The sequence below is a fragment of the Tardiphaga sp. OK245 genome, assembly GCF_900108575.1.
In the GTDB taxonomy this organism is placed as follows: domain Bacteria; phylum Pseudomonadota; class Alphaproteobacteria; order Rhizobiales; family Xanthobacteraceae; genus Tardiphaga; species Tardiphaga robiniae.
Genome location: NZ_FNWZ01000003.1, coordinates 729,449 through 744,584, shown reverse-complemented (window position 1 = coordinate 744,584; position 15,136 = coordinate 729,449). Strand labels below are relative to the sequence as shown.

The following is a 15,136-nucleotide window of genomic DNA, read 5'->3' as shown; positions in this document are numbered from 1 at the left end:
TCATGGCTGATAATTCCTTCGACGTCGTCGTCATCGGCTCCGGTCCCGGCGGCTATGTGACGGCCATTCGGGCTGCGCAGCTCGGCTTCAAGACAGCGATCGTCGAGAAGGCCTATCTCGGCGGCATCTGCAATAACTGGGGCTGTATCCCGACCAAGGCGCTGCTGCGCTCGGCGGAAATCTATCACTACATGCAGCATGCGAAGGATTATGGCCTGTCGGCGGACAACGTGACGTTCGACATCAAGGCCGTGATCGCGCGCTCGCGCGGCGTCGTGAAGCGCCTGAGCGGCGGCGTCGAATATCTGATGAACAAGAACAAGATCTCGATCATCTGGGGTGACGCGACGCTGGATGCGCCGGGCAAGTTCACTGTCAAGAAGACGGAAGCCGCAGCACCCAAGGGCGCGCTCGGGGCAGGCAGCTATACTGCCAAGCATATCATCGTCGCCACCGGCGCCCGGCCGCGCGTGCTGCCGGGCCTCGAGCCCGACAAGAAGCTTGTCTGGACCTATTTCGAGGCGATGAACCCCGACAAGATGCCGAAGTCGCTGCTGGTGGTCGGCTCCGGCGCCATCGGCATCGAATTCGCGTCGTTCTACAAGACCATGGGCGCCGACGTGACTGTGGTCGAGGTGCTGCCGCAGATCCTGCCAGTCGAAGACGCCGAGATCGCGGGTTTCGCCCGCAAACAGTTCGAGAAGCAGGGCATCAAGATCATGTCCGGCGCGAAGGTGACCAAGCTCGACAAGAAGTCGGATTCGGTCACCGTGACCATCGAGGATGGCAAGGGGGCTACCCAGCAACTCACCGTCGATCGCGTCATCTCGGCGGTCGGTGTGGTCGGCAATATCGAAGGCTTTGGCCTCGAGAAGCTCGGCGTGAAGACCGAGCGCGGCTGTATCGTGATCGACAAATACGGCAAGACCAATGTGCCCGGCATCTATGCCATCGGCGACGTCGCCGGTCCGCCGATGCTGGCCCACAAGGCCGAGCATGAGGGCGTGATCTGCGTCGAGGCGATCAAGGGGATGAACCCGCATGCAATGGACAAGTCGCTGATCCCGGGCTGCACCTATTGTCATCCGCAGGTGGCCTCGGTCGGTCTCACCGAAGCCAAGGCCAAGGAAGCCGGCAAGGACATCCGCGTCGGCCGCTTCCCCTTCGTCGCCAATGGCAAGGCCATCGCCCAGGGCGAGGACCAGGGCATGGTGAAGGTGATCTTCGACAAGAAGACTGGCCAGCTGCTCGGCGCCCATATGGTCGGCGCTGAGGTCGTCGAGATGATCCAGGGCTTTGTGGTCGCCATGAACCTGGAGACCACCGAGGAAGAGCTCTTCCACACGATCTTCCCGCATCCGACCATCTCGGAGACGATGAAGGAAGCCGTGCTCGACGCCTATGGGCGCGTGCTGAATACGTAGTCGGAAGCATTTCCGATCGATAATTTTGATCGCCGCATCGTGAAGTTGCGGCGGGCTTACGTTCCGGTCTCCCGACGTTATCTGCCGTCAAGGTCAGATGCGAATGCGTCCGAGGCGCAAAGTGCTGTCATTTCCGAGTGACGCTAAATTCAGGGAGCTTTTCATGAAAACAACGATCACCACTGCCGCGGCTTCGGCCCTCATTGCTCTGACAGTGTCCGGTGCCGCCACTGCGTCAGAGCAGCGCTCTGCACACCGACATGCTCAACCGCAGGCCGTCACAACCTATGGCGACTCACGCGATGCCTTCGCCTATTACCCGGGCTGGGGCCGTGATCCCGTGCTCGTCCGCGGTGTTTATCCCGGGCTGGTCTACGGTGGTGCCACCTCCGCGCCCGCCGGACGTTGAGATCGGCAACGGATGGAAAAGTCGGCCTTGCGCTGACTTTCCGGTAAGCGGCAGCGATTTTAGCCTCGCTCAAAAGGGTTGCCGGTGCGCCACAAATGTTGCTTGCTTGCCACAGTCCCCCAAGATTTAACCCTGTCGTGCTGTGGGTATTGTAACCGCCGCTATTTGGCCACACGCCTTCGTGAAATCATTTCTCACCAGCCAGAAGGCTGGAGCGCTTTGTTGATCGGCGGGATGTCAGTGGGATTGTCCCGGATCGCCGAAGCGGCCTGAGAAACCAGGTTCGCGATGGACGCCAAGACGAACATCAAGTCGCGTTTGCCTAGCCGTCTTATGACGGAGGGCCGGGAGCAGGCGTCGCGTGGCGCGTTCCCCTGCGCGACGAGTCTGGCGACGCTGCGGCGCGAACGGTTCATCGCCGGCCCAGTGCTGCGCGCGCAAGAATCTCGCACCGTCGAAATCTTCAAAAAGACACCATATGGCACCGATTTGAAGCGGGTGAGCCGTTATGTCGCCAAAGACATATTGGAAGTTGCCGACATACTGTTGCTGAAGACGACATTGCTCGATCACAGCCGGTCGCAGGGAGCGTGCCTCACTGCGACCGGGCAGACGATCGCGGAGAAACTGAAGCCCGTGACGCGGAATTCCCATCAGGACGTCATTCGTTCTGCCGACAAGCTGATCGCCGTTATCGGTGACCTTGTTGGATCGAAGGGGACTCTGGCTCCTGACACCTTCGAATCGATGGGCGGTAGCACCATCGGGCGCGAAACCGGTGAGGGCTGCCTTAACGTAAAATTGACCGACAAAGAATTGGCCGCGCACCCGACCAAACGGAAGCGTCGCGCGACTAACCATATGTCAGGGACGCTGTGGACATATGCCCAGCAGGTTGGATCGGCCATTGGTTGCGCCGTGACCCAAACCGGCCGGGCCCACGAGAAATACTGTTATGCGGATAGTTGAGCGTACCATTTTTGTAGCGTTTGCTTTGGGTGCCGCGTCAGTGGCCGCGCCGGCCTTTGCCTTTGACGGTGCGCCCGTTGGCAGCAGCGACGCGGCCCTGCCAGTTGTAACGACCATTCCCGGTGCTGCGCCGGTCTTGAAGAAGTCCGCCAAGCCTGACACCTCGCTGACTGCGCTCCAATATGCCGCCGAAGGCGGTCATCCGATCGCCCAGTGGAAGCTCGGCCGGATGTATGCCGACGGTAACGGTGTGGCACAGGACGACCTGCGCGCCTTCGAATATTTCAGCCGTATCGCCAATGCCCACGCCGAGGACTCGCCGTCCGCGCCGCAGGCCACCATCGTCGCCAACGCCTTCGTGGCGCTCGGTCGCTATTACCTCGACGGCATTCCGAATTCGAAGATCAAGGCCGACACCGAACGCGCGCGCGAGATGTTCTCCTACGCTGCGTCCTATTTCGGCAATGCCGACGCACAATACGATCTGGCCCGGCTGTATCTGAAGGGCATCGGTACCCCGCGCGACACCAAATATGGCGCCCGCTGGCTTGGCCTTGCTGCGCAGAAGGGCCAGCACCAGGCGCAGGCGTTGCTTGGCCAGATGCTGTTCAACGGTGAATCGCTGCCACGGCAGATGGCGCGCGGCCTGATGTGGCTGACGCTGGCCCGCGACAATGCCGGCCCGGACGACACCTGGATCCGCGATAGCTACAACAAGGCGATCGCCAAGGCCTCCGAAGACGATCGCGCCATGGCGCTGCAGATGCTCGAGCACTGGGTGTCCGGCAAACGGGACTGAGGGTTGTCCCGGACTAAGCGACCGTTTCCGAGCGCGATGACCTCACACTCGACTGTCGTCACCCGGCTTGACCGGGTGACCCAGTAATCGCCAGCCTTCATTATTATCAACGAGTGCTCGCGTCAGGCGCCGTCTCGGAACGTTGCCCCGGGCGTTTGCTGGATCGCCCGGTCAAGCCGGGCGATGACAATTTGTGTTTGGGGAGCGCTTGGCGACCGGCCTTTACGCCGCTTCGAGATCCAGATCGACCCACACCGGCACGTGATCGCTCGGCTTCTCCCAGGCGCGCACATATTTGTCGATCCCGACGTCGATCAGCTTGTCGCTGGCCTGCGGCGATAGCAGCAGGTGGTCGATGCGGATGCCCCAGTTCTTCTGCCAGGCGCCGGCCTGATAATCCCAGAACGTGTACTGGCCGGGTTCGTCGGTGACGGCGCGCAGGGCGTCGGTCATCCCCAATCCGAGCAGGGTTTGGAAGCTCGCGCGGGTTTCCGGCTTGAACAGCGCGTCATTGATCCAGGCCGCCGGATTATAGGCGTCGGCCGCCGCCGGGATGACGTTGAAGTCGCCGGCGAGAATCAACGGCTCCTCGGTCTTCAGCCGCAGCTTGGTGAATTCCTGCAGCCGCGACATCCATTTCAGCTTGTAGGGATACTTCTCGGTATCGACCGGATTGCCGTTGGGCAGATACAGGCAGGCAACCCTGACCACCCCGGATTTCAGCGACACTACGCCTTCGATGAAGCGCGCATGGAGATCCTCGTCGTCGCCCGCCAGCCGGGGCGTGGCTTCCTCCAGCGGATATTTCGAGAGCAGGGCAACACCGTTGAAGGTCTTCTGGCCGTGGGTGACAACATTGTAGCCGAGCGCCTCGATGGGCTCGCGCGGAAACGCCTCATCGAGGCATTTGATCTCCTGCAGGCAGACGATGTCCGGCGAGCAGTCGCGCAGCCACGTCACCAGATGGTCCAGCCGCTGGCGGACAGAATTCACATTCCAGGTGGCAATTCTCATCTGATGGGATTCCGGTAACAACAATGGCAAAAATACGTCAACGTGGCATACCATCATCCCCGCCAACATGATAAGCTTTAAGCCTAAAGCGCACAGACGCTGTCTTTAAAGCTGCCATGGGCGGGAAACGGGGGCGACCCGATCTTCTGTACCAGGTGACATGGACCATATGAAGAAACGCACATCGATCGCTCTACTCGTTCTCGTCGGCGCTGCCGCGGTTGCGGCCTACACGACGCGCTCCTCGTGGACCGGTGGCAACACCAATGCACAGGCCCCGCAGCGCGCGCGGATCGTTGCGGTCGAGATTGCCAAGGCGGAACGCAAACCGGTTCCGGTCGATGTCGATTCGATCGGTACAGTAACGCCGATTTCGAGTGTCGCGCTCAAGTCGCGGGTGGAAACCACCATCACCTCGGTGCATTTTGAAGACGGCGCCAAGGTCAAGGAAGGCGATCTGCTGTTCACCCTCGATTCGCGGCAGATTGATGCCCAGATCGAGCAGGCCGAAGGCACGCTGGCCCGCGATCAGGCCCAACTGGCGGGTGCGGAACGCGACGTGCGGCGCTTTACCGATCTGATCGGGAAGGGCGCGACCACCCAGGTGAGCGTCGATAATGCCAAGACCCAATCCGACATCCTGGCCGGAACCATCCGGGCCGATCAGTCGGCGCTCGATAATCTCAAGGTCCAGAAGAGCTACACCATCATTCGCGCACCGTTCTCCGGCCGGATCAGTGCAGCCAATGTGAAGGTCGGCAATTTCGTGCGCCCGGCTGATACGGCGCCGCTCGCCACCATCAATCAGATGGCTCCGGTCTATGTCTCCTTCGCCATTCCGCAGCGTGTGCTTGGCGATCTGCGCGAAGCGATGGCGGCGGGATCGACCTCGGTCATTGCGACCATCCCGAACAGCGGCCGTTCTGAAACCGGCAAGGTGGCGATGGTGGAAAACACTGTGGATTCCACCACCGGCATGGTCACTGTGCGCGGCATCATGAGCAATCCGAACGAAACCCTGTGGCCGGGCATTTTGGTACAGACCAAGTTGATCGTGCGCACCGAGGACGGCGTTGTTGTGCCCACCGTGGCCGTGCAGCGCAGCCAGACTGGGAACTTCGTCTTCATGGTGAAGGACGGCGTCGCCCGTGTTCAACCTGTCGAAGTCGATCGCACCTTCCAGGGGATTTCGGTGATCTCGTCGGGTTTAAAAGGGGATGAGGACGTCGTCGTCGACGGCCAGCTCTTGCTGACACAAGGCACACGGGTCGAAGCCCGGGCCCGCAAGGCCGGGGCATAAAACATGACCCTCTCGGAGCTCTGCATCCGTCGCCCTGTGATGACCACGCTCATCACGGCGACGATCATCGCGTTTGGCATTTTCGGTTTCCGGCTGCTGCCGGTGTCGGCGCTTCCGAAAGTGGACTTTCCGACCATCGCGGTAACGGCGACCCTGCCAGGCGCCAGCGCCGACACGATGGCGGCCTCGGTCGCCGGCATCATCGAGCGTCAGCTCTCGACCATCGCTGGTATCTCTTCGATGTCGTCGAGCTCGTCGCAGGGAACGACCCAGATCATCATTCAGTTCGATCTCAACCGCAATATCGATGCGGCGGCGCTGGACGTGCAGACCGCGCTGACGATCGCACAGCGCCGGTTGCCGATCGAAATGACGATCCCGCCGAGTTTCCGCAAGGTGAACCCCGGCGATTTCCCGGTGCTGTTCATTGCGCTGAGTTCATCGACGCTGCCGCTCTCGGCCGTCAATGAATTCGGCGATATCACCATCGGACAGGCGCTGTCGCAGATCCCCGGCGTGGCGCAGGTGCTGATCTATGGCACGCAGAAATTCGCCATTCGCGTCCAGGCCGATCCCGAAGCTGCGGCGGCTCGCGGGTTGTCGCTTGAAGATATCCGTACGGCAGTGTCACGCGCGAACTCCTCGACGCCGGTCGGAACTCTGAACGGACCGAAGCAGGACATCTCGTTACAGGCATCCGGACAGATGTCCAAGGCCGCCGACTATGGCCAGGTCGTTGTCGCCTGGCGCAACGGCTCGCCGGTCAAGCTGAACGAAGTCGCCAAGATCTATGACGCCGTCGAAAACGACAAGGTCGCGACCTGGTTGAATGGCGAGCGCGCCATCGTGCTGGCGATCCAGAAGCAGCCCGACGCCAACACGGTCGCCGTGGTCGACGGCGTCCGCGCCAAGCTGCCGTCGCTGCGCGCGCAATTGCCGCCATCGGTCGAAGTCAATATGATGATGGACCGCTCGATCTCGGTCCGCGAAGCCGTCGCCGACGTCGAGGAGACATTGCTGATCGCCGTCGTACTGGTGATCTTCGTGATCTTCCTGTTCCTGCGCTCAGCCTCCGCGACCTTGATCCCCGCGCTGGCGGTGCCGATCTCGATCTTCGGCACTTGCGCCGCGATGTACATGCTGGACTACTCCATCAACAACATGACGCTGCTGGCGTTGACACTGTCCGTCGGCTTCGTTGTCGACGACGCAATCGTCATGCTGGAGAATATCGTCCGGCACATCGAACTCGGCATGAAGCCGTTCGATGCGGCCCTGAAGGGCGCGCGCGAAATCGGTTTCACCATCGTCTCGATCACCTTCTCGCTGATTGCGGTGTTCATTCCCGTGCTGCTGATGGGCGGCATTGTCGGCCGCGTGTTCCGTGAATTCGCGGTGACGATCGCGGTGGCGATCATCGTCTCTGGCTTCGTGTCGCTGACGTTGACGCCCATGCTATGCGCACGCGTGCTCAAGGCGCACAATCCCGAGCACAAGGAGAATTTCATCCTGCGCGGTTTCGAGCGCGTATTTGCGGCCTGGCTGCGTGGGTACGAATGGGCGCTCGATCGCGTGCTCGCACACAAGGGCATCATGCTGGTGGTGACGCTCGCGACCCTCGGCGGCACCGTTTATCTCTACAACATCGTACCAAAGGGCTTCTTCCCGCAGGAGGATACCGGGTTCCTGACCGGTACGACCGAAGCCGCAACCGATACGTCCTTCGAAGCGATGAGTGCGCGGCAGCAGGCGCTTGCTGATCTGCTGAAATCCGATCCTGCCGTCGAATACATCAACAGCACCGTGGGCTCCGGCGGCCCGAATGCGACGGCGAATTACGGTCGTCTGTTCGTTGCGCTGAAACCGCGCCAGGATCGTGATCCCGCACAGGTGGTGATGACGCGGCTGCGCCAGAAGTCGTTGGCCGTTCCTGGCTTGCAGGCCTTCTTCCAGAGCATCCAGAATCTGAACATCGGCGGCCGACCGTCGAAGAGCCAGTATCAATACGTGCTTCAGGGCAGCGACACCGACACGCTGTATCGCGTATCGCCGGAGATGCGCGACCGCATCGCCAAGGTGCCGGGCCTGCTCGATGTGACCACCGACCTATACATCAAGAACCCGCAAATGACGGTCGATATCGACCGCGAAAAGGCAGCGGTTTACGGCGTGACCGTCGATCAGGTTCGTAACCAGCTCTATAATGCATTCGGCTCGCGTCAGGTCGGCACCATCTATATGCCGACCAACGACTATCAGATCATTCTGGAAGCACAGCCGCAGTTCCGGATCGATCCGAGCGACCTCTCCAAGCTCTATATGAAGACGTCGAACAATCAGACCATTCCGCTGAGCGCGGTCGCGCGTCTGGTGCCAACGGTCGGGCCGCTGCAGATCAACCATCAGGGTCAGCAGCCGGCGGTGACGATCTCGTTCAACCTCGTGCCGGGCTATTCGCTGGGCTATGCGGTGGACCAGATCACGCAAATCGAGGCGGATTCCAAACTGCCGGTGACTATCGCCACCGGCTTCTCCGGCACGGCGCAGGTGTTCCAGGATTCATTGCGCGGGCAGGGCGTACTGATCCTCGCCGCCGTGTTCGCGGCCTTCGTGATCCTCGGCATCCTCTATGAGAGCTTCATCCACCCGATCACGATCATCTCCGGCCTGCCATCGGCAGGCATCGGCGCCATCCTGACCTTGATGCTGTTCAAGATGGAGATGTCGGTCATTGCCATGATCGGCATCGTCATGCTGGTCGGCATCGTCAAGAAGAACGCCATCATGATGGTCGACTTCGCACTCGAGCGTCGCCGCGTCGGCCTCTCGGCCGAACACGCGATCCGCGAAGCCGCGCTGCTGCGTTTCCGCCCGATCATGATGACCACTTTCGCGGCCATCTTCGGCACGCTGCCGATCGCGCTCGGTGCCGGTGCCGGCGCCGAATTGCGTCAGCCGCTTGGTGTTGCCGTGGTCGGCGGTCTGTGTGTCTCGCAATTGCTGACGCTGTTCATCACGCCGGTCATCTACATCTATCTCGATCGCATCGACCGCAAGCTGAAGCGCAAGCTGCAGCCGCAGCTCGACGAAGAAGACCACGACGATCGTCCCCGCGTCGTGGCGGCGGAATAGGGTGTCTTAATGCTGGTGAGAACACTCACTGCGGCCGCCTTTCTGGCCGCACTTGTTGCTGCGCCGGCGCATTCCGACGATCGGATCGAAATCTTCGACGCCCATATGCATTACAACTGGGAGCCGAAGCCGTATTACCAGCCCGACGAAGTGCTAGAGGTTTTCAGGAAGAACCGCGTCACCGGGATTCTCGCCACCAGCCGCCCGAACACCGGCACCCATGTGCTGATGGACGGTAAGGCCAGTGGCAAGGCAGGCGATTTGCAGGTCGTGCCGTTCATCCGGCCGTATCGCGTGCGCGCCGATATCGGCAGCTGGTTCAACGATCCCGTAATTTTCGATCTCGTGCAGGAGGAGTTCAAGCGCGGCTACTATCGCGGTGTCGGAGAATTCCATCTGACCGGTAAGGCGGCCGATACCGAGATGGTCAAGAAGACCGTCGACTTCGCCGTCGCCAACAATCTCTATCTGCACGCCCATGCCGACGACGAAGCGGTCGAGATTCTGATGCGGCACAATCCGCGTGCGCAGATCATCTGGGCACATACCGGCTTTAGCCTCGCGCCGGACCGTGTCGCGGCGATGCTGGCAAAATACCCGAAGCTCTGGGGTGAGTTATCCTATCGCAGCGGCATTGTGGATGGATCAGGCAAACTGACCCCGCAATGGCGCGTGCTGTTCGAGCGCCACCCCGATCGCTTCCTGCTGGGCTCTGACACCTGGGTGCCGGAACGCTGGGCGAGCTATGGCGATATCATGGATGGCTATCGTGCATGGCTGGCGCAATTGCCGCCGGCGGTCGCTAAACAGATCGCGCACGGCAATGCGCGGGCGCTGTTTGCCGAGAAATAGACCGATCTAAATGAGCCGAATAGAGGTCAGATCGAGAAGCTGGTCCCGCAGCCGCAGGACGCCGTCGCGTTCGGATTGACGACGCGGAACGAGGCGCCGATCAGGTCATCGACGAAGTCGAGTTCGGAGCCGGCCAGGAACGGTGCTGAGGAGGGGTCGACCAGCACCACGGCGCTGTCACGTTCGATCAGGATGTCGTCGTCCGCCTTGGCGCGCTCGACGTCGAACTTGTACTGGAAGCCGGAACAGCCGCCGCCTTCGACCGACACGCGGAGCATGGCGCCGTTGCCTTCGGTCTTGAGGATCTCGCCGATCCGGCGCGCAGCACGCGCGCTGACGGTGAGGGGGGCCTCGGTGACTGCAGTGTCGGTCATATCTGGCTCTCCGGGCAGGATTCGAACCATTTGAATCTGCCGCTCCCCATAGTTAAGTGCGGCAGGCTCAGGAATCAATTGGATCAAGGATAAACACGCCGTGTCGGTCGGAATGGCTGCTCCCCGCGCACCCTATGCCTGCGACCCCGATCGCAGCCGCGGACGGCTGTTTTCCGAGGCTCCGAGCCGGACCCGCAGCGCGTTTCGCCGGGATTGCGACCGGGTCATCCACTCGACTGCGTTTCGCCGGCTCAAGCACAAGACCCAGGTCTTCGTGTTCCATGAGGGCGATCATTACCGCACCCGTCTCACCCACACGTTGGAAGTGGCGCAGATCGCCCGCGCCGTGGCCCGGCAACTGGGCCTCGACGAGGACCTGACCGAGACCTTGGCGCTGGCCCATGACATCGGCCATCCACCGTTCGGCCATGCCGGCGAGCGGGCGCTGGACGCCTGTCTCGAGGCCCATGGCGGCTTCGATCACAACGCCCAGACCCTGCGCCTCGTCACGTCGCTGGAGCATCGGTATCCCGAGTTCGATGGCCTCAACCTGACCTGGGAAACCCTAGAAGGCATCGTCAAACACAACGGGCCTCTGACCGACGCGTTAGGCGCGCCGGTCGGACGTTATGCCACTCACGGCGTGCCATTCGGGATCACCGAATATGACCGCACCTTTGATCTGGAGCTGTCGAGCTTCGCGTCAATGGAGGCTCAGGTTGCGGCGATTGCAGATGATATCGCCTATGACGCTCACGACATCGACGATGGGTTGCGCGCCGGGCTGTTCACCGTCGATGACCTCAAGGCGATGCCGCTGACGCAAGACATGATCGCCAAGATCGACACGCGCTATCCCGGTCTCGACGAGAGCCGGCGCGGTGCCGAACTGGTGCGCGAGCTGATTTCCTATCTGATCGGTGCGGTCGTCGGTGAGACGGAACAACGACTAGCCGCGGTGTTGCCGAAATCCGCGGAGGACATTCGCCGCTGCAGGCGCAAGCTCGTCGCGTTTCGTGCTAACGCAGCAGAAGCCGAGGCTGGGATCAAGGCCTTCCTCTGGCAGCACATGTATCGCCATGAGCGTGTCATGCGGGTGATGGTCGAGGCGGAATGTCTGGTTACCGACCTGTTCGCACGCTATCAGCGCGCGCCCGAGGATCTACCGCCGGAATGGCTGCCCCCTGAAGGCGCCGAGCCGGAATCGGACGGCGAACAGGCGCGCCGGATCGGCAATTTCATTGCCGGGATGACCGATCGTTTTGCCATCACCGAACATATCCGGCTCTTTGACTCGACCCCCGAATTGCGTTAGGCGAAAGCCTCTAAGTGCCTTTCGGGGCTGCAGATTTCGATCCTTGCCCACTTGGCGGATCGGCCGTCAAAGAATTGGCGGAACGCCCCCGAAACCGCTATTCCATCCTGATGCAATCCTGCCGGAATCCTCCGGCGCAAGCTGGTTCCCGTATCGCCATGGCCTCGACTGTTCCGACCCCGCATCTGTTCGCCAACGTGCTCGCGCGCGTTCACGCGATCTGCAACGCCCTCGTCAGTGAAGGCGTGTTGCCCGCCGGCATCGATCTGTCGCGCGTCGTCGTCGAGCCGACCAAGGATGCATCCCATGGCGACATGGCGAGCAATGCCGCGATGGTGCTGGCGAAAGAGGCGAAAGCCAAGCCGCGCGATCTGGCTGACGCTATCGCTGCGAAGCTGCGCGAAGACGATCTGGTGACGTCGGTGGATGTCGCCGGACCCGGCTTCATCAATCTCACGCTGAAGTCGTCTGCCTGGGCCGATGCGCTGCGCGCGGTGTTGCGCGACGGTGCCTCGTATGGCCGGAGCGCGGTCGGAGCCGGTGAGAAGGTGAATGTCGAATACGTCTCGGCCAATCCGACGGGACCGATGCATGTTGGCCATTGCCGCGGCGCCGTGTTTGGCGATGCGCTGGCGAGCCTGCTATCGACGGCGGGCTACGACGTCACCCGCGAGTACTACATCAACGACGCCGGTGCACAGGTCGACGTGCTCGCGCGCTCGGCGTTCCTCCGCTACCGCGAGGCACTCGGCGAGACCGTCGGCGAAATCCCGGAAGGGCTTTATCCAGGGGACTATCTGGTTCCGGTCGGGCAGGCGCTGGCCGCCGAGCACGCCGGCGCGCTCAACCAGATGACCGAAGACAAGTGGCTGCCGATCGTGCGGCCCAGGGCCATTTCCATGATGATGGAGATGATCCGCGGCGATCTCGCCGCGCTCAACATCACGCATGAAGTGTTCTTCTCGGAACGTTCGCTGATCGATGGCGGTACCGACATGGTCGGCGCAACGATCGAATTCCTGCGCGGTAAGGGTGACGTCTATATCGGCCGGTTGCCGCCGCCAAAGGGCAAGCCGATCGACGATTACGAAGACCGCGAGCAGACCCTGTTCCGCGCCACCGCCTATGGCGACGATGTCGATCGTCCGCTGCTGAAGTCGGATGGCGGCTACACGTATTTTGCGTCCGATATCGCCTATCACAAGACTAAGTTCGACCGTGGCTTCCTCAACATGGTCGACGTCTGGGGCGCCGATCACGGCGGCTATATCAAGCGTGTGCAGGCGGCGATCAAGGCGGTAACGGCAGGGAAGGCTGAACTCGACGTCAAGATCGTGCAGCTTGTGAAGCTGTTGCGCAATGGCGAGCCGGTGAAGATGTCGAAGCGCTCCGGCGATTTTGTCACCCTGCGCGAAGTGGTCGACGAGGTCGGCTCCGACGCAGTGCGCTTCATGATGCTGTTCCGCAAGAACGACGCGGTGCTGGATTTCGACCTCGCCAAGGTGATCGAGCAGTCCAAGGACAATCCGGTTTTCTACGTCCAGTACGGCCATGCCCGTGGCCATTCGATCTTCCGCAATGCGCGGGAGATGCTGGCCGACCTGCCTCTGGAAACCGAGGCGCGCATTGCCTATCTGAAAGACGCGGTGATGGAGCGGCTCGACGATATCGCCGAGTTGGGCCTGATGCGGCAGTTAGCATTGTACCCACGGATGATAGAATCTGCGGCCACAGCGCACGAGCCGCACCGCATCGCTTTCTATCTGTATGATCTCGCCAGCGAATTTCATGCGCTCTGGACGCGCGGACGGGATATGCCTCATTTACGCTTCATTATCACTAATGATGCAGAACTTACCAAAGCGCGATTGGCACTCGTCCAGAGCGTCGTCTCAGTCCTGGCTTCGGGCCTCGCCGTTCTCGGCGTCACCGCACCGGACGAGATGCGGTAGACAGGGGACGGCCGCTCACATGGGGATCTGTGGGTGGTTCTTGATAGCAGCTGTTTCGTTTGAAAAGCGGGTTGGCGGCTTTCCCGAAGGGGATGCGACATCACAATGGCTAATCGATACCAGAACCGACCTTTCCCAGCGGATGACGATTATGGCCGCGACGCTCAATCGCGGACGAAGGGCGAGGGCGATCCGCTCGCCGAGCTCGCGCGGCTGATCGGGCAGACCGACCCGTTTGCGAGCAACAGCCGCCCGGCGCCCGCGCCGCGCCAGGCTGAACCGGCCTATCAGGACGAGCCGGAATATGAGGAAGAACCCGCGCAGCCCGGCCCGCCGCCGTGGATGCAGCGTGCGGTAGCCCATGAGCCGCAGCAGCAGGAGTTCGAGAATCTTCATCCGGTGCAGCGTTACGGCGCTCAGCATCAGGAGCTGCAGCATCTGCAGCCGGAAGCCGATTATCATCAGACGCCGGCATTTGCCGCGCATACGGATCATCAGGCGCAGGATTATCAGGGCCAGTACGACCAGCCTCATGCGCCGCATGACCCCAATCGTTACGACGATGCGTTGTATGGCCACGCCGATGGTGCAAACGCCCAGCATCCGCACGACGATCAGTATCAGGACGATCCCTACGCCTATCAGGACGGCTATGCCGAGCAGGAAGAGGCGCCGAAGCGCCGCGGTGGCATGGCGACCGTCGCCATCGTGCTGGCGCTGGCCGTAGTGGGTACCGGTGCTGCCTTCGCCTATCGGACGTTTATGGGATCGGCGCGCACCGGCGAACCGCCGGTGATCAAGGCCGAGCCCGGTCCGAACAAGATCGTCCCGCCGTCGGCGACAGCCGCGGCCGACGGCAAGCCGATCCAGGATCGTCTCGGCGGCACAGCCCCCGAGCGGTTGGTGTCGCGCGAAGAGCAGCCCGTCAACGTGCAGGATGCCACCAAGGCTGGTCCGCGCGTGGTATTCCCGCCGCTGAACCAGAACGCCAACCCGCCATCGACAGCCAGCGTCTCGCCATCCAACAAGCCGATGGTGGGCAATGGCGCGATGCAGGGCGATGAGCCTCGCAAGATCCGTACTTTTGCCGTCAAGGGTGACCAGTCCGACGCTGCGGCCACGCCGGCCGCGCGTCAGGCGCCGGCCCGCATCGCCGCTCCGGCAGCGGTTCCTGCAGCCGCGCCCGCTGCGGTACCGCGCGCGACCAATGCCAACGCATCAGCCAATGCCCCGATGTCACTGTCGCCGCAGGCCGCTCCTCCGGCTGCAGCCGCTCCTCCGGCGCCCTCGCGTATAGCCTCGACCAACCCGACCCAGCAGGCGGCCCCAGTCGCCTCCGGCGGCGGCTATGTGGTCCAGGTATCGTCCCAGCGGTCCGAGGGCGATGCGCAGGCGTCGTTCCGTGCCCTGCAGACCAAGTTCCCTTCGGTGCTGGGATCGCGTGCGCCGTTGATCAAGAAGGCCGACCTTGGCGACAAGGGGACCTATTATCGGGCCATGGTCGGACCGTTCGGCTCGCAGGAAGAAGCCTCACAGGTCTGCGGGAACCTGAAATCTGCCGGCGGACAGTGCGTCGTCCAAAGGAATTAACGGCCG

Annotated in this window: 12 protein-coding genes; 10 read left to right on the top strand and 2 right to left on the bottom strand. The window is 61.9% G+C overall.

Going from position 1 to position 15,136, the window contains the following annotated elements:
* Positions 1 to 2: 2 nt before the first annotated feature.
* From lpdA to BLW80_RS16060, 4 genes are all read left to right on the top strand, one after another.
* Positions 3 to 1,424, top strand: a complete 1,422-nt coding sequence (gene lpdA, locus BLW80_RS16075; RefSeq protein ID WP_093758721.1) for a dihydrolipoyl dehydrogenase — start codon at positions 3 to 5, stop codon at positions 1,422 to 1,424.
* Positions 1,425 to 1,587: 163 nt separating this feature from the next.
* On the top strand, positions 1,588 to 1,833 hold the full coding sequence (locus tag BLW80_RS16070) for a hypothetical protein (RefSeq protein ID WP_093758720.1): 246 nt from the start codon (positions 1,588 to 1,590) through the stop codon (positions 1,831 to 1,833).
* 288 nt (positions 1,834 to 2,121) lie between these two features.
* Positions 2,122 to 2,802: a dihydroxy-acid dehydratase gene (locus tag BLW80_RS16065; protein WP_093758719.1), complete on the top strand. Its 681-nt coding sequence runs from the start codon at positions 2,122 to 2,124 to the stop codon at positions 2,800 to 2,802.
* The gene (locus tag BLW80_RS16060; RefSeq protein ID WP_093758718.1) at positions 2,789 to 3,601 is read left to right on the top strand and encodes a tetratricopeptide repeat protein; all 813 of its coding nucleotides are present in this window, start codon (positions 2,789 to 2,791) and stop codon (positions 3,599 to 3,601) included. The genes BLW80_RS16065 and BLW80_RS16060 overlap by 14 nt, the downstream gene beginning before the upstream one ends.
* Positions 3,602 to 3,823: 222 nt before the next feature.
* On the opposite strand, the gene xth is transcribed toward BLW80_RS16060, so the two are convergent.
* Positions 3,824 to 4,615 (bottom strand): exodeoxyribonuclease III, encoded by a 792-nt coding sequence (gene xth / locus BLW80_RS16055; RefSeq protein ID WP_093758717.1) that lies wholly within the window; start codon positions 4,613 to 4,615, stop codon positions 3,824 to 3,826.
* A 169-nt stretch (positions 4,616 to 4,784) separates the two neighbouring features.
* Here xth and BLW80_RS16050 point away from each other — a divergent pair, with 169 nt between their 5' ends.
* The 3 genes from BLW80_RS16050 to BLW80_RS16040 are packed head-to-tail and all read left to right on the top strand — an operon-like array spanning position 4,785 to position 9,899.
* Entirely contained in the window at positions 4,785 to 5,915 is a 1,131-nt protein-coding gene (locus BLW80_RS16050; protein WP_089264722.1) for an efflux RND transporter periplasmic adaptor subunit, read from the top strand.
* A 3-nt stretch (positions 5,916 to 5,918) separates the two neighbouring features.
* Positions 5,919 to 9,047, top strand: coding sequence for an efflux RND transporter permease subunit (locus tag BLW80_RS16045; RefSeq protein ID WP_093758716.1), 3,129 nt, complete (start codon positions 5,919 to 5,921; stop codon positions 9,045 to 9,047).
* A 9-nt stretch (positions 9,048 to 9,056) separates the two neighbouring features.
* Positions 9,057 to 9,899, top strand: coding sequence for an amidohydrolase family protein (locus BLW80_RS16040; RefSeq protein WP_093758715.1), 843 nt, complete (start codon positions 9,057 to 9,059; stop codon positions 9,897 to 9,899).
* A gap of 26 nt (positions 9,900 to 9,925) precedes the next feature.
* On the opposite strand, the gene erpA is transcribed toward BLW80_RS16040, so the two are convergent.
* Positions 9,926 to 10,273, bottom strand: coding sequence for an iron-sulfur cluster insertion protein ErpA (erpA, locus tag BLW80_RS16035; RefSeq protein ID WP_093758714.1), 348 nt, complete (start codon positions 10,271 to 10,273; stop codon positions 9,926 to 9,928).
* A 100-nt stretch (positions 10,274 to 10,373) separates the two neighbouring features.
* Between erpA and BLW80_RS16030 the strand changes: the two genes are divergently transcribed.
* The 3 genes from BLW80_RS16030 to BLW80_RS16020 all read left to right on the top strand — a co-directional run bounded on the left by BLW80_RS16030 (position 10,374) and on the right by BLW80_RS16020 (position 15,130).
* Entirely contained in the window at positions 10,374 to 11,588 is a 1,215-nt protein-coding gene (locus BLW80_RS16030) for a deoxyguanosinetriphosphate triphosphohydrolase (protein ID WP_093758713.1), read from the top strand.
* Positions 11,589 to 11,746: 158 nt separating this feature from the next.
* A complete protein-coding gene (gene argS / locus BLW80_RS16025) occupies positions 11,747 to 13,540 on the top strand; it encodes an arginine--tRNA ligase (protein WP_093758712.1) in 1,794 nt (597 codons plus the stop codon).
* Positions 13,541 to 13,645: 105 nt separating this feature from the next.
* Positions 13,646 to 15,130 (top strand): SPOR domain-containing protein, encoded by a 1,485-nt coding sequence (locus BLW80_RS16020; protein WP_093758711.1) that lies wholly within the window; start codon positions 13,646 to 13,648, stop codon positions 15,128 to 15,130.
* Positions 15,131 to 15,136: the final 6 nt, after the last annotated feature.